16 protein-coding genes are annotated in these 19,789 nt (G+C 60.6%); 5 read left to right on the plus strand and 11 right to left on the minus strand.

All coding sequences use genetic code 11. From position 1 onward, the window contains the following. The first annotated feature begins 145 nt into the window (after positions 1–145). Positions 146–865 carry a DUF599 domain-containing protein gene (locus tag J1W56_RS19990; RefSeq protein WP_223615048.1) on the plus strand — a complete coding sequence of 240 codons (720 nt, stop codon included), beginning with the start codon at positions 146–148 and terminating at the stop codon, positions 863–865. On the opposite strand, the gene J1W56_RS19995 is transcribed toward J1W56_RS19990, so the two are convergent. Continuing rightward, entirely contained in the window at positions 860–2,059 is a 1,200-nt protein-coding gene (locus J1W56_RS19995) for an MFS transporter (protein ID WP_223615049.1), read from the minus strand. The genes J1W56_RS19990 and J1W56_RS19995 overlap by 6 nt on opposite strands. A 214-nt stretch (positions 2,060–2,273) precedes the next feature. Between J1W56_RS19995 and J1W56_RS20000 the strand changes: the two genes are divergently transcribed. After that, positions 2,274–3,248 carry a heparan-alpha-glucosaminide N-acetyltransferase gene (locus J1W56_RS20000; RefSeq protein WP_223615050.1) on the plus strand — a complete coding sequence of 325 codons (975 nt, stop codon included), beginning with the start codon at positions 2,274–2,276 and terminating at the stop codon, positions 3,246–3,248. 71 nt (positions 3,249–3,319) lie between these two features. Here the strand turns inward: J1W56_RS20000 and J1W56_RS20005 are convergent, their stop codons facing one another. From J1W56_RS20005 to J1W56_RS20030, 6 genes are all read right to left on the minus strand, one after another. Beyond that, the gene (locus tag J1W56_RS20005; protein ID WP_105733149.1) at positions 3,320–3,706 is read right to left on the minus strand and encodes a MerR family transcriptional regulator; all 387 of its coding nucleotides are present in this window, start codon (positions 3,704–3,706) and stop codon (positions 3,320–3,322) included. A gap of 125 nt (positions 3,707–3,831) precedes the next feature. Further along, complete coding sequence (gene mgtE, locus J1W56_RS20010; protein WP_223615051.1) at positions 3,832–5,244, minus strand: magnesium transporter; 1,413 nt, start codon at positions 5,242–5,244, stop codon at positions 3,832–3,834. Positions 5,245–5,391: 147 nt separating this feature from the next. Further along, positions 5,392–6,840 (minus strand): aldehyde dehydrogenase family protein, encoded by a 1,449-nt coding sequence (locus J1W56_RS20015; RefSeq protein ID WP_223615052.1) that lies wholly within the window; start codon positions 6,838–6,840, stop codon positions 5,392–5,394. A 149-nt stretch (positions 6,841–6,989) separates the two neighbouring features. Then, complete coding sequence (locus J1W56_RS20020) at positions 6,990–7,580, minus strand: anthranilate synthase component II (protein WP_223615053.1); 591 nt, start codon at positions 7,578–7,580, stop codon at positions 6,990–6,992. Then, the gene (gene pabB / locus J1W56_RS20025) at positions 7,577–8,971 is read right to left on the minus strand and encodes an aminodeoxychorismate synthase component I (RefSeq protein ID WP_223615054.1); all 1,395 of its coding nucleotides are present in this window, start codon (positions 8,969–8,971) and stop codon (positions 7,577–7,579) included. Before pabB ends, J1W56_RS20020 begins: the two co-directional genes overlap by 4 nt. Before the next feature lie 29 nt (positions 8,972–9,000). Beyond that, positions 9,001–9,426, minus strand: a complete 426-nt coding sequence (locus J1W56_RS20030) for an Lrp/AsnC family transcriptional regulator (RefSeq protein WP_105732917.1) — start codon at positions 9,424–9,426, stop codon at positions 9,001–9,003. Between the two features lie 176 nt (positions 9,427–9,602). Between J1W56_RS20030 and rocF the strand changes: the two genes are divergently transcribed. Both rocF and rocD read left to right on the plus strand, forming a co-directional pair. Further along, on the plus strand, positions 9,603–10,586 hold the full coding sequence (gene rocF / locus J1W56_RS20035) for an arginase (RefSeq protein ID WP_404928577.1): 984 nt from the start codon (positions 9,603–9,605) through the stop codon (positions 10,584–10,586). A 28-nt stretch (positions 10,587–10,614) separates the two neighbouring features. Continuing rightward, on the plus strand, positions 10,615–11,823 hold the full coding sequence (rocD, locus tag J1W56_RS20040; protein ID WP_223615216.1) for an ornithine--oxo-acid transaminase: 1,209 nt from the start codon (positions 10,615–10,617) through the stop codon (positions 11,821–11,823). An 18-nt stretch (positions 11,824–11,841) separates the two neighbouring features. On the opposite strand, the gene J1W56_RS20045 is transcribed toward rocD, so the two are convergent. From J1W56_RS20045 to J1W56_RS20055, 3 genes are read right to left on the minus strand one after another with little or no spacing between them, the layout of a single operon-like run. Continuing rightward, positions 11,842–14,286, minus strand: coding sequence for a GcvT family protein (locus tag J1W56_RS20045; protein WP_223615056.1), 2,445 nt, complete (start codon positions 14,284–14,286; stop codon positions 11,842–11,844). Further along, positions 14,283–16,730 carry a GcvT family protein gene (locus J1W56_RS20050; protein WP_223615057.1) on the minus strand — a complete coding sequence of 816 codons (2,448 nt, stop codon included), beginning with the start codon at positions 16,728–16,730 and terminating at the stop codon, positions 14,283–14,285. Before J1W56_RS20050 ends, J1W56_RS20045 begins: the two co-directional genes overlap by 4 nt. A gap of 42 nt (positions 16,731–16,772) precedes the next feature. After that, positions 16,773–18,005, minus strand: a complete 1,233-nt coding sequence (locus J1W56_RS20055; RefSeq protein WP_223615217.1) for an aromatic ring-hydroxylating oxygenase subunit alpha — start codon at positions 18,003–18,005, stop codon at positions 16,773–16,775. Between the two features lie 160 nt (positions 18,006–18,165). Between J1W56_RS20055 and J1W56_RS20060 the strand changes: the two genes are divergently transcribed. Next, entirely contained in the window at positions 18,166–19,059 is an 894-nt protein-coding gene (locus J1W56_RS20060; RefSeq protein WP_223615058.1) for a LysR substrate-binding domain-containing protein, read from the plus strand. Positions 19,060–19,244: 185 nt separating this feature from the next. Here the strand turns inward: J1W56_RS20060 and J1W56_RS20065 are convergent, their stop codons facing one another. Continuing rightward, positions 19,245–19,724: a thioesterase family protein gene (locus tag J1W56_RS20065; RefSeq protein WP_223615059.1), complete on the minus strand. Its 480-nt coding sequence runs from the start codon at positions 19,722–19,724 to the stop codon at positions 19,245–19,247. Between the last annotated feature and the right edge of the window lie 65 nt (positions 19,725–19,789).

Genomic DNA, 19,789 nt, shown 5'->3' on the forward strand with positions numbered 1-19,789 from the left:
GCCGCATGACTTCAATGATTTCAACATGTTAAAGAAAGCTTCAGCAGGCTGCGCCGTTTACGATTGGGGTAAATTCGTGTTGAGTGAATCTGCAAACTGAGTCATGTGTTTGTGCACGTCTTTGTCTCACACCGAGAGAGCCCGCATGGAACCCGCACGCTTTATGTCCTACTGGCTCGATGCGCTGGCCCTCGTCTATTTCTTTGGCGTGTGGGTGCTCTATTCGCGCACCACGGACAAGGGATTTCTCAACCGGCGCTCGCTGACATCGGAAATGAATCTCGCCCGGCGGCAATGGATGACCACCATGTCGAGCCGCGAACTGCGCATGATCGACACCAGCATCATGATCGGCCTGCAGCAGGGCACCGGCTTTTTTGCGTCAACATCGATTCTGGCCATTGGCGGCTGTTTCGGCCTGCTGAATTCATCCGGCCGGGTGGTCACGCTGTTCCACGATATCCCGTTTCTCGGCGAGACGACAGAGCGGCTGTTTGAAACCAAGGTTCTCGGCCTGCTGGTGCTCTTCGCCTATGCCTTTTTCAAATTCGCCTGGGCCTATCGGCTGTTCAACTACTGCTCGATCCTGATCGGCGGCGTGCCCATGGCGCGCGACAAGGCGCCGGATGATCCGCAGGTCATTTTCAGCGTCAACCGGGCGGCGGAGATCAACATCCTGGCCGGCCAGCACTTCAACAGCGGACTGCGCGGCATCTTCTTTTCCATCGGCTATCTCGGATGGTTTCTCGATCCGCTGCTGTTCATGATCACGACAAGCCTTGTGGCGGTGGTGCTGTTGCGCCGTCAGTTCTTCTCCAATGCCCGCGACGCGCTCATGCGCAACAATGCCAATGCGGATTCATAGGCCGCGCGGCAGATAGCGCCAGACGACGACAGCGGTAAAGACCATCAGCGTGCCCAGGGCGATGAAGATCGCGCCAAGGCTGAAGAATGTCAGGATGATCGAATAGAAAAACGCCGGCAGAAGCTCGGAAAAATCGAGATAGGTCCGGTAGACCGAGGTCATCTGCGCGCGCTCGTGCGGGTGAACCGCACGAATGAAGGTGGTCGAAGCCAGCGTATCCAGCGCAACACAGAAAAACGCTCCGGCGAGCAGCATGAGTGCCGCGATCATCGGAAATTTCTCACCCGCCAGCCCGGCGCCGGCCAGCGCAATGGCCAGAAGGATGAAAACGCCTGATATCGTCCGCATCAGCCCCTTGGCCATGCCGACCTTGCCCCACAGGATCGATCCCAGCAGGAAGAGGTTGCCGAGGGAGACGAGCAGGCCGCCCGCCAGCTTGCCCTGGCCTGTCGCTACCATCAGGATCGGCCCGTAGACGAAGAACGTGCTCCAGTAGCACGACCGCGAAAAAGCGATGAGCCATGCCAGCCGCAGCCGTGGCTGCGCGACAAACCGCCGGACATTGGCAATGGGATTGGCGGCCCGGCTCGGGCCCTTCTGCAGGGCGGGATTGTCGCTGAGGCGAAAGTACCAGAACAGCGTGAGAAGCAGCAGGGAAAAGCCGATCGACAACAGGAACGGCGCGATCATGCCGATGGTGCTGTAGAGAAAGACGCCGAGGAATGGCCCGGCCGTCCACGCAAAGGTCGCCGTCGCCATGCGCACGGACTCGGCGCGAACGAGTTCGCCCCGCTTGATATGGTCCATGATGTAGAGGCTGAGGGTAATGGACAGCGCGCCTGCCCCGAACGTGCGCAGGAACAGCCCCGCCGCCTGCCCCGGCACCGTGTCGAGCGCGAAGGCGCAGCAGCCCAGGATCAGCGAGGTGGCGCCGGCCGTATAGACCCAGCGGCGCGGGATGCGGACGATCAGCAACGGAATCGACAGGGTGACCATCAGCCCGAGCATCGACATGCAGGTGTAGAGGATGCTGACGCTGCGTTCACTCTGCAGCAGGTCGTAGGTCTGGATCGGCACCACGCTGGTGATGATCGCCCGGGCCATCGACTCGATGCCGAAAAGGATCGCAAACACCCGTGCTGTCGGACGTTTGGCCGTGCTGATCCAGATGGGATGGCGAACTTGATTGATCACTGGCTTGGCTATCGGGGAAATGCTGATTCGAGCGCCCCCTGACATTGGAGCGCGAAACCATGGATAGCAGTCAATCAAGCGACATTATATGTCTGTTTCGCAGAAACCTTTGAAACAAGTGCGAAATATCAGCCGTGATGCGCGCCGGAAACACATGGATTTTGTGTTGCAACTCCCCTAGCCTGTCAGGAGTTGCAATCATCGAGATTCCCGCATGAGCCAGACCGAGACGCTTGCCCCGCCCGCCAAATCCCGTCTCGGCAGGCTTGATGTGCTGCGTGGTATCGCGCTCATTGCCATGGCGACCTATCACACGGGCTGGGATTTTGAGTTTTTCGGCTACATGGAGCCCGGCACCACGGGCCATGGCGCGTGGAAACTCTATGCCCGCATCATTGCCTCGACCTTTCTGGTGCTTGTCGGTTTCAGCCTCGTGCTGGCCCATCGCAACGGTATCCGCTGGCGCTCTTTCGGCATCCGCCTGGCACAGATCGTTGCGGCATCCCTCGCCATCACGCTCGTCACCCGGTACATCACACCGGACAGTTTTGTGTTCTTTGGCATCCTGCATGAGATTGCCGCCGCCAGCGTGCTCGGTCTGTTGTTTCTGCGCCTTCCCGCCATTGTCATCGCCGTCGCAGCCGCGGCCGTTATCGCGGCGCCGCATTACCTGACCTCCGCTGCATTCGACGCACCGGCGCTCTGGCCGCTCGGCCTGTCGGAAATGCCCATCCGTTCCAATGATTACGTGCCCATTTTCCCGTGGTTCGGCCCGGTTCTGGCGGGCATGGCCCTCGCCAAGACATTGCTCCACCTCGACCGGATGCGCATTTTCGCCGGAACCGTCCATCCGGGCTGGCTCGACCGGGGATTGCGGTTCATCGGCCAGCACAGCCTGGCGTTCTATCTGATCCATCAGCCGGTGCTGATCAGCTGCGTTTTCCTGATCGCACAGGTATTTCCGCCCGCTACATCAACACCGCACGAGGTTTTCGACCGGGAATGCACCCGCAGCTGCTCGGCGGATAATGACAGGGCGTTCTGCGAACGCTTTTGCACCTGCACGGTGGGCCAGCTGGAGACCCAGAAGATTTTCGATGATGTGTATACGGGCAAGCGTAACCAGGACAATGACCCGCAGATACAGGACATCACCGGCATGTGCACGCAGGAAGCGATGCAACCCTGATCGAAATTTTCATCGTCAGTTGCAGCGCGCTTGTCGAACCACGAACCATGCAGAAGGACAGTACCAGCGCCTCAGGTATTAACGCCCAGTTCCGCCAGCCGTTCGATGCAGGCTTCTTCCACCTGATCGAGTTCAGCCAGGGTTTCCTCGATGTCACGGCGCTTCTGGCGCAGGTCGCCGCGCTTTTCCTCGACGCGCTTCATCAACAGGTGCAGTTGACCCATTTCTCCCGGTGGCTCGCGGTACATCTGCACGATCTCGTGGATTTCCGCGATGGAAAAACCGAGCCGCTTGCCGCGCAGGATCTGCTTGAGCAGATGCCGGTCCGATGGCCGGAACAGGCGTGTGCGCCCGCGACGGACGGGGTGGATCAGCCCCTCGTCCTCATAGAAGCGCAATGTCCGGGTGGAAACGCCGAACTCCCGCGTCAGCTCAGTAATAGAATAATATTCGCGCATGACAGACATTGCTCTGATTTTTCTTACTATTTCACATGGATGTTTGGCCACGCAATTACGTAAAAGTCAATTGTACCTTTGTTAGCATAAATGAACGTTAGTCTCAAATGCCGGAAAATCAGCTGTCAGGCCAGTCCGAACCACCAGGTTGCCAGTCCCAGGAACGAGAAAAACCCGACAACATCGGTCACGGTGGTGACAAAGACAGCCGACGAAATGGCGGGGTCGGCCCCGAACTTGTCGAGCAGCAGGGGAATCAGAATACCGCCGAGGGCAGCGGCCATCATGTTGATGATCATGGCCGAGGCGATGATCCCGCCCAGTTCGGCATTGTGGAACCAGAATCCGGCAACCATGCCGATCAGCACGGCGAACACCATGCCGTTGATCAAGCCGACCGAGGCCTCGCGCCGGATGATGCGGCCAGCATTGTAGATATCCATGTCGCGTGTCGCCAGCGCGCGCACGGTCACGGTCATGGTCTGGGTCGCCGCATTGCCGCCCATGGAGGCAACGATGGGCATCAGCACCGCCAGCGCCACCATCTGCTGGATGGTGCCGTCAAACAGCCCGATGATGGAGGCGGAGAGAAACGCCGTGAACAGGTTGACGACCAGCCAGGGCGTGCGCGAGCGCGAGGTGGACAGGACGGAGTCGGACAGTTCTTCGTCGCCGACGCCGCCGAGGCGCATGATGTCCTCCTCGGCCTCTTCCTGGATGACGTCGACGATGTTCTCGATGGTCAGCACGCCGACAAGCCGTTCATTCTCGTCGACAACGGCGGCGGACAGCAGGTCATACTGCTCGAAAATCTGTGCCGCCTCTTCCTGATCCATCGTCGCGGGAATGGCATGGCGCGTCTCGTGCATGATCTCGTCGATCTTGCTGTCGCGGCCCGCGCGCAGGATGCGGTCGAGATCGATGGCACCGAGCAGCCGGAACATCGGATCGATGACGAAAATCTGCGAGAAGGATTCCGGCAGGTCGGCATTGTTGCGCATGTAGTCGATGGTCTGGCCGACGGTCCAGAACGGTGGCACGGCGACGAACTCCGTCTGCATGCGGCGTCCGGCGGTTTCTTCCGGATAGCCGAGCGAACGGCGCAGGCGCACGCGCTCGGTGAATGGCAGCTGCGCCAGAATCTCGTCGCGGTCTTCCTGGTCGAGATCTTCCAGGATGTAGACGGCATCGTCGGAATCCAGGTCCTGAACCGCTTCAGCGATCTGCTGATTCGGCATGGCATCGACGATTTCGAGGCGCACGGCCTCGTCGACTTCGGTCAGCGCGGCAAAATCGAATTCATCGCCAAGCAGTTCAACGAGGGCCGCGCGCTGCTCCGATTGCAGCGCTTCAAGAACGTGGCCCAGTTCGGACTGGTGCAGTTTGCCGACATGGGAACGCAGGAACAGAACATCACGGTCCGCAATGGCGGCGCCGACACGGGCGAGATAGGACGAGCGGACGGCACCGTCTTCGCCGTAAATGTCGACGTCCCGCTCGTCATCGGCGGGCGGAGGCAATGTTTCCGTTTCGTCCATCGATCCGCACCTGCCTTCCCGACACGACTTGCACCATACAGTGTCAGTTAACGCATAACCCCCGAAATCCAAATCGATTTCTCCGGGGATTACGCGTCAATTCAGAAGGTTATTCCCCCTGCGGGACCGGGTGCGCGGCGCAGCCGGTCAGGCGGCGCTGTCTTCCCAGCCGCTGATGGCCTTGACCTCAAGGAAGTCTTCCAGCCCCCAGTGACCGCCTTCGCGGCCGATGCCGGACTGCTTGTAGCCGCCGAACGGGGCGTCCGCCTTGTGCGACGCGCCGTTGATGCGCACCATGCCCGCACGCAGCTGCTTCGACACACGCTTGATCCGCTCGCGGTCGCCCGACTGGATATAGGCGGCAAGACCGTATGGCGTATCGTTGGCGATTTCGACGGCTTCTTCTTCCGTATCGAACGGGATCATCGCCAGCACCGGCCCAAAGATTTCCTCACGGGCAATCGTCATCTCATTGTTCACATCGGCAAACACCGTGGGACGGACGAAATAGCCGCGATTGAAGCCTTCCGGGCGGCCGGTGCCACCGGCGATCAAACGTGCACCTTCCTTGATGCCCTGCTCGATCAGGCCCTGCACCTTGTTGAACTGCGCCTCGGAGACGAGCGGGCCCATATGATCGCCGTCCTGCGCGGGATCGCCGACAACGGTCGCCTTCGCCGTGGCGGCTGCAACTTCCGTTGCCTTGTCGTAGACCGAGCGCTCGACCAGCATGCGTGTCGGCGCATTGCAGGATTGGCCCGTGTTGTTGAAGACGTGCAGCACGCCGCGCGTTACCGCCGCTTCGACATCGCTGTCGGCGAAAACGATGTTGGGCGACTTGCCGCCGAGTTCCAGCGACACGCGCTTGACCGTATCGGCAGCAGCCTTGGTCACGGCAATACCGGCACGGGTCGAGCCGGTGAAGGACATCATGTCGATGCCCGGATGCGCCGACATGACAGCACCCACGGACGGACCATCGCCATTGACCATGTTGAACACACCGGCGGGAAGGCCCGATGCATCGATGATTTCAGCAAAGACAATCGACGAAATCGGTGCGATTTCCGAGGGCTTCAGCACCACCGTGCAACCGGCGGCGATGGCAGGCACGACTTTCAGCACAACCTGGTTCATCGGCCAGTTCCACGGCGTGATCAGGCCGCAGACGCCGATGGGCTCATAGGCGATCCGGACATTGGGGTTGTGCTCGTCGAGCGGACGTTCGAATTCAAAACTCTTCAGTGCCCGCATGAATGCCTTGAGGTGGCCAGTGCCCGAGGCCGCCTGCTCTTCCAGCGCCATCTTGATTGGTGCGCCCATTTCGGAGGAGATGGCCTGCGCCATGTCATTGATGCGCGTCTCGTAGACGGCGGTCAGGCGCTCGAGCCAGGCAATGCGCTCCTCGCGGCTTGTCAGGCTCCAGGTTGTGAATGCCTTGCGCGCGGCGGCAACGGCGGCATCGACATCGGCAGCAGATCCGACGGAAATGACGGCAAAGGGCTGCTCGTCCGCCGGATTGATCACTTCGAGGTCCTTTGCCACGGCCGGAGCGGTCCATTTTCCATTGATATAGAAATCGGTCTTGCGAAGCATGGTTGGTCTCCTGCCTGGTGCTGTCGGATTGGGTTGGTTCAGGGCGGATGTGCATCCGTTGGACTGCTGGTGTAGCGGATGAATGGACCGGCAGCCAACAGGAATATCGAACAAAGAGGCGAAAATAGCGGCGCGCTGACGTTTGATCGTCATTTCCTGGGTTGGTGGAAGGCACGCCCGATGCGCAGGAAATTGCCGAGCATGGCGTGGCCATATTCAGTCAGCACCGACTCCGGATGGAACTGCACCCCGAATGTCGGGTGCGCCCGGTGGGCAAGCCCCATGATCTCGCCCCTGTCGGAGCGGGCCGTTACGGTGAGCGACGCATTGTCCTCGTCCGCAACGACAATCAGCGAATGATAGCGCCCAGCCTTGAACGGGCTCGGCAATCCCTTGAAAACGCCCGTTCCGTCATGCTGGATCAGGGACGAGCGGCCATGCATGGGTTCCTGCGCCCGCAGCACCGTGCCGCCAAAGGCTTCCCCGATGCATTGGTGGCCAAGGCATATGCCGAGAATGGGAATGCTGCCGCTGAAGGCTTCGATGATGGCAAGCGACTGCCCCGCTTCATGCGGCCCGCAGGGTCCGGGCGAGATGACCAGAGCCGCGGGTTGCAGCGCTTCGATGTCGGCAACCGTGATTGCGTCGTTGCGCACGACGCGTGTTTCCTCGCCGAGCTCGGCAAAATAGCGTGCCACGGTGAAAACGAAGGAATCGTAATTGTCGATGATGAGGATCATGACCCGGCATCTCCGGCCATGTCGAACACATCGAAAATCCGCGCCGCCTTGTCCAGCGTCTCCTGATACTCCGCCGCGGGATCGGAGAGCGCCGTGATGCCGCCGCCCGCCTGAAACACCGCCTTGCCGCCCTGGAACAGCACGGTGCGGATGGCGATGTTGGTGTCCATATTGCCGTTGAAACCGAAAAAGCCGATCGAGCCGCAATAGACACCGCGCGCGACCTGTTCCATCTCGGTGATGATTTCCATCGCCCGCAGTTTCGGCGCACCGGTGATGGAGCCGCCGGGAAAAGCCGCGCGGATCAGGTCCGGCAGTGATTTTTCGTCCGCCAGACGCCCGGTGACGACCGACACCAGATGATGCACACTGGCATAGGATTCCAGCCCGCACAGCACGGGCGTGAGTACGGAATGGGGATTGCAGACCCGCGACAGATCATTGCGCATGAGGTCGACGATCATCAGGTTTTCGGCGCGATCCTTTTCAGAAGCAAGCAGGGTCTCCGCATGCCGCCGGTCGATATCCGGATCGGCCGAGCGCGGCACTGTGCCCTTGATCGGCCGTGTCTGCACGTCCCGGCCCCGAACCGAAAGAAACCGCTCCGGCGAACTCGACGCGATGACCAGATCATCGTGCTCCAGATAGGCGGCAAATGTCGCGGCATTGCGCTGGCGCAGCGCCTTGTAGAAGGCCCAGACGGGATAGTTTTCGGGAAGATCGGCGATAAAGCGTTGCGCGATATTGGCCTGGAAAATATCGCCATCGAGAATATATTCGACGACTTTCGCCACCGCCTGCATATAGGCTTCGCGCGTGAAATTGGATTGCCAGATATTGCGCGCAACGCGTGGCCGCGCGGAGTCTTGCGTGTTCACCGGCTTCTCGAGCGCCGCGAGAAAGACATGAGCGCGTTCGGCGGCACGCCTTTCGTCCGCCTGTTCGGGCAAACCGGACGAGACGAGCCAGACCCGTTGCGTCAGGTGATCAAAGGCAAGCACGACATCATGGAAATGCCAGATGGCGTCGGGCACATCGCCCTGCGACTGTTTGCGCGGTTCTGGAAGATTTTCCAGCAACCGTCCGAATTCATAGGAGAAATAGCCTATGGCCCCGCCATGGAATGGCGGAAGGCCAGCCTGATCGTCGAGGCGGAAACGTTTGAGATACTGGGAAAGAGCCTCCAGCGGGCCGAGATCCAGTGGCTGATCGTTCCAGCTGGCCGCACCATCCCGGACCGCCAGCGTGCCGAAGGGATCGGCAGCCACGTAGGAATAGCGGCCAAGCTGGTCGTGCCGCATGGCACTGTCAAGAAAGCTCAGCCCGCCGAACGGCTTCAGGCGTTCGGCAGCGTCGACTGGTTCCAGCCAGGGGATTTCACGGATGTACATCCGTTGTCAGCCTTTCCCGAACGATGGCGTTAACCGCTCTTGCGGGTGGAAAGAAGTATACTTGTCTCGGTCAGGGTGATTCCGTCAATATGCCTGATGTCGCGCAGGGTGTGATCGAACGCCTCCAGCGTCTCCACCTCGATCTCCGCAACAATATCCCAGCGGCCGTTGGTGGTATGCAGCGCGCGGATTTCGGGAAAGCCCTGCAGGCGGCGGATGACCTTTTCCGCGCCCTGCCCGGCCACTTCGATCATGGCGATGGCGCGAACGCCATAAACGCCGGCACCCGCCTTCAGCGTCACGGTAAAACCCTGAATGGTGCCGTCGGTCGTCAGCTTGTCGACGCGGGCCCGCACGGTGGCGCGCGAAATGCCGAGCAGCGTTGCCATCGACGAGACGGGCATACGGCAGTCATCGCGCAGCAGTGACAAGAGGCGGCGGTCAAGATCATCCATGTCTGTTCCAATTTGTATAATTGAGATGCGCAAACTGCGCATTAAGTAGCGCATTTCTATCAGGATGCTGTCTATTTGTCACCGTCTCGGGGTGGCAGTATACTGGCTGCGCCGGTGAATCCCCCGGCTTCATTTGATTGACCATTCAAACGCGAAAGTGGCGCTTGTTGATGAACATGCTCAGCAACTTTGAGAACGACCCCAAACAGAAATTGATGATCGTCGGCGCGCCCATCGAGGAAGGTGCCGGTCGTCTCGGCGCCCTGATGGGCCCGGCAGCGCTGCGCACCGCCGGTCTCATCCGCACGTTGGAAGAGATGGGCCATCCGGTCGACGATCATGGCGATCTTCGCCTGCCGCAGACCCTGCCAGCCGTTGCACCCGTCAGCGGCCTTGCCCATCACATCGAAAAGATCGCCGCATGGTCGCGCATGCTCTGCGTTGAAACCTATGAGGCGATGAAGGACGGCAGTTTTCCGGTCATTCTGGGCGGCGACCATTCGCTGTCCATGGGCTCGGTCGGCGGCATCGCCCGCTACTGCCAGGAAAACAACCGCGAACTGTTCGTGCTCTGGCTCGACGCCCATTCCGATTTCAACACCCCGGCAACCTCGCCGTCCGGCAACATGCACGGCATGTCGGCGGCGCTCCTGTGCAACGAGCCCGGTCTTGAAGGCGTGTTCGGCGACGAGCCGCATGGCCTGATCAAACCGGAAAACCTGCATCTCTTCGGCATCCGCTCCATCGATACGGTCGAGCGTAAGCTCCTGCGCGAACGCGGCATCGACGTCATCGACATGCGCCAGATCGACGAGTTCGGCGTGGCCAAGCTGATGCGCCGCATCATCGAGCGGGTGCAGAAGGCCAATGGAATCCTGCACGTCAGCTTTGACGTGGATTTCATCGATCCGTCGCTTGCGCCGGGTGTCGGCACGACGGTTCCCGGCGGCGCCACCTACCGCGAAGCCCATCTCGTGATGGAAATGCTGCATGATTCCGGCGTTGTCGGCTCGCTCGACATCGTCGAGCTCAATCCGTTCCTCGACGATCGCGGCAAGAGCGCCATGCTGCTCGTCGATCTCGTCGCCAGCCTGTTCGGCCGGCAGATTTATGAACGGCCCGCCGTTTCAGACCAGAGCACCACGGCGCTCAACGTATAAGAAAATTGGCAAATAGGAGGATATTTTGCTGCAAACAGCCGCCCAACTGATTTCGACCGAGTCCCGTCTTGGCGCTCACAACTACAAGCCGCTTGATGTGGTTCTGTCGCGCGGCGAAGGCGTGCATGTCTGGGATATCGATGGGAACCGCTATCTCGACTGTCTTTCAGCCTATTCCGCCGTCAACCAGGGCCATTGCCATCCCAAGATCCTGGCAGCCATGACCGAACAGGCGTCAAAGCTGACGCTGACGTCGCGCGCCTTCCGCAACGATCAGCTGGCGCTGTTCTATGAAGAGCTGGCAACCCTCACCGGCTCGCACAAGATCCTGCCGATGAACAGCGGTGCCGAAGCCGTCGAGACCGCCATCAAGGCCGTGCGCAAATGGGGCTACGAGGTCAAGGGCGTGCCGGAAAATGCTGCCGAGATCATCGTCTGCTCCGATAACTTCCACGGCCGCACCATGGGGATCGTCGGGTTCAGCACGGACCCGTCCGCCCGCGAGAATTTCGGCCCCTTTGCGCCGGGCTTCAAGGTCGTTCCCTTCGGCGATATCGATGCCTTTGCAGCGGCATTGACGCCCAATACCGTGGCGTTCCTTGTCGAGCCCATCCAGGGTGAGGCCGGCGTGAAAATCCCGCCGAAAGGCTATTTCTCCAAGGTGCGCGAGCTTTGCACGCAGAACAACATCACGCTCATCCTCGATGAAATCCAGACCGGCCTCGGCCGCACCGGCGCCCTTTTGGCGGAAGAGCATGAGGCGATCGAGGCCGACGTGACGCTGATCGGCAAGGCGCTTTCGGGCGGCTTCTATCCGGTCTCGGCCGTGCTGTCGAACAGCGATGTTCTCGGTGTTCTGAAACCCGGCCAGCACGGCAGCACGTTCGGCGGCAATCCGCTGGCCTGTGCCATCGCCCGCGCCGCGTTGCGTGTTCTCACGGAAGAGAACATGATCGAGAATTCCCGCATCGAGGGCGAATATTTCCTGCAGCAGCTCAAGGGTATCCGCAGCAATATCGTGCGCGAAGTGCGCGGTCGCGGCCTGATGCTTGCCGTCGAACTGCATCCGGAAGCCGGCGGTGCCAACCGTTTCTGCTACGAGCTGAAGGAACGCGGCATTCTCGCCAAGGACACCCATGGCGATACGATCCGCATTGCGCCGCCGCTGGTGATCAAGCGCGATCAGATCGATTGGGCGCTGGAACAGTTCAACGAAGTGCTGACCAGCATGAATTGAGGCAGAGTGAGGGCTTTGCTAAGCCCTCACCCGTTCCGCCTTGGGATCGTACATCGGCGAGAGCGATGCCACGGCTTTCACGCGCTCTCCGGCGATCTCGATCTCATAGTTCGACGCCAGCACCTGCTCCGCGCTTTCGCCCTTGCAGGCGACATAGCCAAGCCCGATCGCCCCACCGAGATAATGGCCGTAATTGCCTGAGGTGATCGTTCCAACGATTTCGCCATCGCGCACGATGGCTTCATTGTGGAACAGCAGCGGTTCGGGATCGGCAAGGCGGAACTGCACCAGCCTGCGGTCCAGTCCGCTTTCCTTCTTCTGCAACACCGCATCACGCCCAATGAAGTCGCCCTTGGTGGTTTTGACGGCAAAGCCGAGCCCTGCCTCCAGCACATGGTCTTCGTCGGTGATATCATGGCCGAAATGCCGGAAGGCCTTTTCGATCCGGCAGGAATCCAGCGTGTGCAGGCCGCATAGTTTTAGACCCAACTCCTGCCCGGCCGCTTCCAGCGCCTCGAACACATGCGCTGTCTGGTCGGACGAGACATAAAGCTCCCAGCCGAGTTCACCGACATAGGTGACGCGGTGCGCGCGGGCGAGGCCCATGCCGATCTCGATTTCCCGCGCGGTGCCGAAGGGATGACCCGCATTGGAAAAATCGTTGGGGCTGATCTTCTCGATCACGTCGCGGGATTTCGGCCCCATCAGGCACAGCACGGATTCCGCCGCCGTCACATCGGTGATGACCACGAATTCGTCCCTGAGATGCTTGCGCATCCAGGCGAGATCGCGTTGCAGGGTGGCGCCGGGAACAACGGCAAAGAATGCCGTCTCCGACAGGCGCGTGATCGTCAGGTCGCTTTCGATCCCGCCGCGATTGTTAAGCATCTGGGTGTAGACGATGCGTCCGGGCTCGACATCGAGCTGGTTGGCGCAAAGTCTTTGCAGGAAAGCCAGTGCATCGCGGCCCTCGACGCGGATCTTGCCGAACGAGGTCATGTCGAACAGGCCGACGCCATTGCGCACCGCCAGATGTTCCTCGCGCTGATTGTCGAACCAGTTCTGCCGCTTCCAGGAATAGCGGTATTCGCGCTCCTGGCCTTCCCGCGCGAACCAGTTTGCCCGTTCCCATCCGGCCACTTCGCCGAAAACGGCACCGCGTGCCTTCAGATGTTCATGGATGGGCGAACGTCGGATATTGCGGGATGTCGCCATCTGCCGATAGGGAAAATGATCGGCATAGAGCAGGCCAAGCGTCTCGGAGACGCGTTCCTTCAGATAGCGCCGGTTCTTCTGGAATGGCTGGGCCCGGCGGATATCCACTTCCCACAGGTCAAACGGCGCTTCACCGTCGTGGATCCACTGCGCCAGCGCCATGCCGGCACCGCCGGATGAAACAATACCGATGGAATTGTAGCCCGCCGCCACCCAGTAACCACCGAGTTCCGGCGCTTCGCCGAGATAATAGCGATCGTCCGGGGTAAAGCTTTCCGGCCCGTTGAAAAAAGTGTGAATCCCCGCCGTGCCGAGCATCGGCATGCGGTTGACGCCCATTTCGAGGATCGGCTCAAAGTGCTCGAAATCCTCCGGCAGTTGGTCGAAGCAGAAATCTTCGGAAATGCCGTTCATGCCCCACGGCTTGGCCACGGGCTCGAAGGCGCCGAGCATCATCTTGCCGGCATCTTCCTTGTAATAGGCGCACTCATCCGGAACGCGCAGCACCGGCAGGCGGCCGAGCCCCTCGATGGCTTCGGTGACGAGATAAAAATGCTCGCAGGCGTGCAAAGGCACCGTCACGCCCGACATGGACGCCAGATCGCGCGCCCACATGCCCGCACAGTTGATCACCACGTCGGTTTCAATCGTGCCCTGTTCCTCGCCCTTGGCCCAGGAAACGCCTGACACACGTCCGTTCTTCTTGTGAATGTCGGTGACCTTCACGTTCTCAAAGATTTTCGCGCCGCGCTGCCTCGCGCCCTTGGCCAGTGCCATGGCGATATTGGCGGGATCGCATTGCCCGTCCAGCGGAAGATGCACGGCTCCGACCACATCCGATATGTTAAGATGCGGGTACATCTCCTTGACTTCGCGCGGAGAAATCTCCCTGACATCCACATCGAAGGCACGCGCCAGAGAAGCCTGACGATAGATCTCGTGCTTGCGCTCTTCGGTCAGCGCCACGGTGATGGAGCCCACCTGGCGCATGCCCGTGGCAACCTCGGTTTCCGCCTCCAGCTTGACGTAGAGATCGGCGGAATATTTGGCGAGCCGCGTCATGTTCTGCGAGGCGCGCAACTGGCCGATCAGCCCTGCCGCATGCCACGTGGTGCCTGAGGTCAGCTGTTTGCGTTCCAAGAGAACGATGTCGGTCCAGCCCAGTTTGGCAAGGTGATAGGCGACGGAACAGCCGGAAACGCCGCCCCCGATGATGACGGCTCTGGCCTTGGCCGGAAGAGAACTCATGCGCGGATTCTTTCGTTAGCGGGATCCCATAGCGGCTGATCCGGATGCACGGTGGCCTTGAAACGCTCGCCGAAAATCTCGACCTCGATTTCCGTTCCGGGTTCGGTGAGTTCGGTCTTGAGCATGCCGAGCGCGATGGATTTATCGATCCGGTGCCCCCAGCCGCCGGAGGTGGTTTCGCCGACGATGCTGCCCTGGTGCCAGAGCGTCGACATATAGGGCGCGTCGCAATCCCCGGCGTCGACGGTCAGCGTGACGAAGCGCTTCTTCACGCCGTGCTGCTTTTCGCTTTCCAGCGCGGCCTTGCCGAGAAATTCCGGCTTTTCCCATTTGATGAAACGGTCGAGCCCGCTTTGCAGCGGTGTGTAGTCGGTGGACAGATCGCCTTTCCAGGCGCGATAGCCCTTTTCCAGCCGCAGCGAGTCCAGCGCATACATGCCGAACGGTTTTAGCCCGTATGGCTGCCCCGCCTGCCAGACCGCATCGAAAATGGCCTGGGTATCGGCGACCTTGCTGTGGATTTCCCAGCCCAGTTCCCCGGCAAACGACACACGCACAAGCTGGCAATAGCGTCCGGCGATCTGGGTCGTCTGGTGCGACAACCAGGATTTTCCGAGGTCCGCATCGCAGATGCCGGCAAAGAGATCGCGCGCCTTCGGCCCCGTGACGATCTGGCAGGAAAACTGCTCGGTGACATTGCTGATGCTGATCGCGCTGCCCTTGGGCAGGTGTTTTTGCAGCCATTCCAGATCGTGCCACTCGGCAACGCCTGCGGTTATGAGGAAAAACACATCCTCATCGATGGCCATGATCGACATTTCGGTGACGACGCGACCCTTGGCATCGGCAAAATAGCCAAGGCCGATGCGGCCGGGTTTCGGCACCAGACCAGTGATCAGGCCGGACAGCCAGTCGCGTGCCCCGGCGCCGCTCACCTTGAAGCGGGAGAAACCGGGCAGATCGAGAATGCCGACCGCGTCGCGCACCGCATGGCACTCCTCGCGGATGCGCCGTTGCCACGGCCCTTCCCGCGTGAATGTCTGTGTCGCCTCTTCCGAGGTATCGTCGCCGGCCTGCGCATACCAGTTTGCCCGCTCCCAGCCATTATAGACGCCGAACTGCGCGCCCAACCCGGTCACGCGCGCATGCAGCGGCGACAGCTTCTTGTTGCGTCCGGCAGTCCACGTATGGCGCGGGAAATGGATAGCGTATTCGTGGCCATAGACTTCCACGCCCTTGGCGACACTGTAGTCATGATCGGCAAAGGCGGTGAAGCGGCGCGGATCGCAGGACCACATGTCCCATTCGGTCGCGCCCTCCGTCACCCATTCCGCCAGTACCTTGCCTGCCCCACCCGCCTGCGCAATACCAAAGGTGAAAACACAGGCTTCGAACGCGTTGGGCACGCCGGGCATCGGCCCGATCAGCGGATTGCCATCCGGCGCATAGGGAATGGGGCCATTGATGATTTTCGACAGACCGGCCGTACCAAGGATCGGCACGCGGGCGATCGCATCGTTCAGATACCATTCGAGCCGCTCCAGATCGTCGGGAAACAGCTGGAAGGAGAAATCATCCGGCATCGGATCGTCTGAGGTGGCCCAGTGCGCCCGGCAATTGCGCTCGTAGGGACCGAGATTCATGCCGTTCTTTTCCTGCCGGAGATAGTAGGACGAATCCACGTCACGCAGCAGCGGCAGCTTGTGGCCCTGTTCGCGGCTCCATGCGGCAATTTCGGGGATTTCGTCGAACAGCAGATACTGATGGCTCATGACCATCATCGGCACATCGCGGCCGAACATCCTGCCGATTTCCTGCGCCCGGTAGCCAGCGGCATTGACCACATATTCGCAGCGGATCTCGCCCTGCGGGGTCGCGATCACCCATTCATCACCGTCGCGCCGGGCACCTGTCACCGGACAGAAACGGATGATCTTTGCGCCCATGTCGCGTGCGCCCTTGGCGAGTGCCTGCGTCAGCTGGGCGGGATCGATATCGCCATCATTGGGATCGTACAGCGCGCCCGCCAGATCATGCGTCGCGATGAAGGGATAGCGGCCATTGATTTCATCGACGCCGAGCACGTCGATATCCATGCCCTGATAGCGGCCCATGCTTTTGACGCGCTGGAACTCGCGCATGCGCTCCTTGCCATGGGCGAGCCGCAGCGATCCGGTCACGTGGTAGTTCATGGGATAGTCGACTTCCTGCGCCAGCCGCCGGTACAGCTCGGCGGAATAGCGCTGCATGTTCATCACCGACCACGAGGCGGAGAAGGTCGGCACATTGCCCGCCGCATGCCAGGTGGAGCCCGATGTCAGTTCGTTCTTCTCCAGAAGCACGCAGTCGGTCCATCCCGCCTTGGCGAGATGATACAGCGACGAGACGCCGACCGCCCCGCCGCCGATGATGACGACCCGCGCCGACGTTGGAAATTCAGACATGCATAGTCTCCCGTGGTCTCATGCTGTGGTTTTGCTGCCCGGTCATGCCCGGGCGATTTCATCGAGGTACCACTGGATGTACCGCAACTCGTTGTGTTCCATCGGTGCGATGGGCCCCGGCACGAAATAGTGCGAGCGCACGCCGCGCGCCGTGTGTTCGATGATCGTCTTGTCCTCGGCCGTGGTCACCTTCCACAGCCATGTCAGCTTTTCCAGATCGTAATCCCGGCCCTCTTGCGCATCGCCGCGCACCAGCCAGATCAGCTCCATCTCGCAGGTATCGGCTGTCTTCGGAATGAAACGATAAATCATGCCATGATCGGGGTAGCACACGAGGAAACTCGTGCCGCCAAGGTGGATGGAGGTCACGCCGCCATCGAATTCGGTGAAACGGCCCATCAGCGGGCCGACAGGCGAGCCGTCCTGGCTGCCGCTCGACACGCCGTCATAGAGCGCATAGCGGAACGTATGAATCGTTTCATTGCCCTGCGCGGAGCTCTGCCAATGGTCACCGGTCGCAATGTCGATGCCGAGCGCGCAGGTGCGCTGCTCCATCCGCGCATTCAGCTCGGTGATTTTTTCCAGCGGCTGCTCAAGCGCATGGGTCTGCGAATATTCCGGGTGCGCCGGGCCGCAGTGGTAGCACTCGACGTAATTTTCCACGGCCAGTTTCCAGTTGGCATCCACCGGATAGGTCTCGCGGTGCGCCACCTTGGCATCGGCCCAGCCATACTGCCCGCAGGTGGTGCGCAGCGACTGCTCTATAATGTCAAAATTCAGCGGTTCGTCGGCAAAGCAGATGAAGATCAGCCCTTCGGCCACGCGCACATGCAGCTTTTTCAGGCCATGGGCGCTGCGGTCGAAATCCCGCGGCATCAGCCGTGCAGCGCGCAGGCTGCCATCATTCATGTAGGTCCAGGCGTGGTAAGGACACACGAAGAAGCGGGCATTGCCCTTCTGCTGGGTGCAGACCTCGGCGCCGCGATGGCGGCAGACATTGAGGAATGCGTGGATCGCACCATCCTCGGTGCGCGAAACGATCACCGCCTCCGAATCGATCTTGAACAGCTCGAAATCGCCCGCATTGGGAATGATGCTGGCATGGCCGATACAGTGCCAATGGCGGCGGAACACGCGTTCCATGTCCCGGGCATAGACATCCGGGTCCATGTAGAAGGCGCGCGCCAGCCCATGGCCGGGCCGGTGGTCCGCAATCATGCGGTCGATCTTGTCGCCTGCCGGTGCAACGCCGGCCAATGCCTGTTCCGCGCCCATGTTAGCCTCGCTCAAAAAGAGTGGTCCCCCGACGCGCTCCCTTGTTTCCCGGATGCGTCGCAGATTAGAATGATTCCGCATTGGGCGCCGTTCAAGCGATGGTTGCTCATCAAGACATGAATTATTCTCAACAGTCTGTTTTACAGGATGCCGCCCGATGATGTCGAAGCCCCGAATACCCCCGCTCGGCTCGTTGCGCGCGTTTGAAGCCTCGGCCCGTCTCTTGAGCTTTCGCCTGGCGGGCGATGAGCTCGGCGTCACCCAATCGGCCATCAGCCACCGCATTTCCGAGCTCGAGGCGATTCTCGGGGTAAAGCTGTTCGAACGCCTGCCGCGCGGCGTGGCGCTGACCGATGCCGGCACGCTGTATTATCCCTATATGCGCGATGCCTTCGAAAAGATCGCCCGCGGCACGGCGCTGATCAACCGGCTGGGCACGACAGACGATCTGGCGCTTGAAACCTATGCGACCTTTGCCATCCGCTGGCTCATTCCGCGCCTGACCGACTTCCGCAAGGTCAATCCGAACCTTGCCATCCGCATCGGCACCAGCCAGCTCGACTGGGAACTCAACATCGACAGTTCCGATATCGGCATCATCCACACGACCCGGCCGGAGCGGATGAACCTGCATTACCGGCTGCTTGTTAAAGCCGAGATGTTTCCGGTGTGCAGCGCGGCGGTTGCGGCACGGATCGCGGGCGACACCGAGGCAAAGGCACTCAACAAGGTGCCGCGCCTGGCGCTCTATACCGCGCCGGAGGACTGGGGCACGTGGCTCGATGCCGCCGGGATTGCCGATAGCGGCCAGGCGGTGACGCTGAAATTCGACACCTACCTCGCCGCGCTGCAATCGGCTCTCGATGGTCAGGGGCTGGCCATCGCCCCGGGCTTTCTCGTCGCCGACGATCTGAAGGCGGGGCGTCTGGTGGCACCGTTTGCGCTAAGGATCCCGCAACCCGGTGCATGGTACATGATCTGCCGCAAGGAACGGGTCAATGAAGCGCGCATCCGCCAGTTCGAGAAGTGGCTGGTGGAGCAGTTCGGCGGATGAAACCAACGATTGCTGTTGTTTCACCCCCCTCTGGGCTGCCGCCCATCTCCCCCACAAGGGGGGAGATCAGCCTTCACAGCTGTTTCAGCGAATCTTCAAGGGTGAAAGTTGACCGAGATGATCGATGCCGATGCGATCTCCCCCCTTGTGGGGGAGATGTCCGGCAGGACAGAGGGGGGTACAAATCACTTCCTCTTAATCCCGATCGATTTTCCAACCCGCGCCGGAATCCCGAGTTTCGCATGGGCAGTCTTGTAAAACTCAAGCTTTGGCAGCACGTCCTCCGGGAACGGCACAACCTTCGGGCCGTTCATATCCACGTGCAGTGACAGAACTTCCGACGTCGCAGCAACCCAGCCATCGACGTGAATGATCTCGTTGTAGGTATGCAGACGCTTGCCGTCGAAATCGATGAGCTGGCTGGTGACCGTCACCAGATGGTCGAGATGGATCTCCTGCACGTAGCAGATATGAACCTCCGCCGTGTAGATCGTCAGCTTGCGTTCCGCCGCATATTTCGGGCCAAATCCCAGCTCGGCAAGGAATTCATCACCGCCCCGGTCGAACACCACGTTGTAATAGGCCATGTTCAGATGGCCGTTATAATCGATCCATTCCTTTTCCATGGCTATCGGAGCGGAGCGGTACAAATCACCTTCTGGCATGCTGGTATTCCCCTGATTGGTAAAACTCGGCGGCATTTGAACCATGGCAGCCGCCCGTCCACTGT

The sequence above is a fragment of the Phyllobacterium calauticae genome, from assembly GCF_019991125.1.
GTDB classification, from domain to species: Bacteria; Pseudomonadota; Alphaproteobacteria; order Rhizobiales; family Rhizobiaceae; genus Phyllobacterium; species Phyllobacterium calauticae.

Coding starts and splice junctions, on each gene's coding strand:
- J1W56_RS19990 (WP_223615048.1), top strand. CDS start 146: ATGGAACCCGCACGCTTTATGTCCTACTGGCTCGATGCGCTGGCCCTC.
- J1W56_RS20000 (WP_223615050.1), top strand. CDS start 2,274: ATGAGCCAGACCGAGACGCTTGCCCCGCCCGCCAAATCCCGTCTCGGC.
- J1W56_RS20005 (WP_105733149.1), bottom strand. CDS start 3,706: ATGCGCGAATATTATTCTATTACTGAGCTGACGCGGGAGTTCGGCGTT.
- mgtE (WP_223615051.1), bottom strand. CDS start 5,244: ATGGACGAAACGGAAACATTGCCTCCGCCCGCCGATGACGAGCGGGAC.
- J1W56_RS20015 (WP_223615052.1), bottom strand. CDS start 6,840: ATGCTTCGCAAGACCGATTTCTATATCAATGGAAAATGGACCGCTCCG.
- J1W56_RS20020 (WP_223615053.1), bottom strand. CDS start 7,580: ATGATCCTCATCATCGACAATTACGATTCCTTCGTTTTCACCGTGGCA.
- pabB (WP_223615054.1), bottom strand. CDS start 8,971: ATGTACATCCGTGAAATCCCCTGGCTGGAACCAGTCGACGCTGCCGAA.
- J1W56_RS20030 (WP_105732917.1), bottom strand. CDS start 9,426: ATGGATGATCTTGACCGCCGCCTCTTGTCACTGCTGCGCGATGACTGC.
- rocF (WP_404928577.1), top strand. CDS start 9,603: ATGCTCAGCAACTTTGAGAACGACCCCAAACAGAAATTGATGATCGTC.
- J1W56_RS20045 (WP_223615056.1), bottom strand. CDS start 14,286: ATGAGTTCTCTTCCGGCCAAGGCCAGAGCCGTCATCATCGGGGGCGGC.
- J1W56_RS20050 (WP_223615057.1), bottom strand. CDS start 16,730: ATGTCTGAATTTCCAACGTCGGCGCGGGTCGTCATCATCGGCGGCGGG.
- J1W56_RS20055 (WP_223615217.1), bottom strand. CDS start 18,005: ATGGGCGCGGAACAGGCATTGGCCGGCGTTGCACCGGCAGGCGACAAG.
- J1W56_RS20060 (WP_223615058.1), top strand. CDS start 18,166: ATGTCGAAGCCCCGAATACCCCCGCTCGGCTCGTTGCGCGCGTTTGAA.
- J1W56_RS20065 (WP_223615059.1), bottom strand. CDS start 19,724: ATGCCAGAAGGTGATTTGTACCGCTCCGCTCCGATAGCCATGGAAAAG.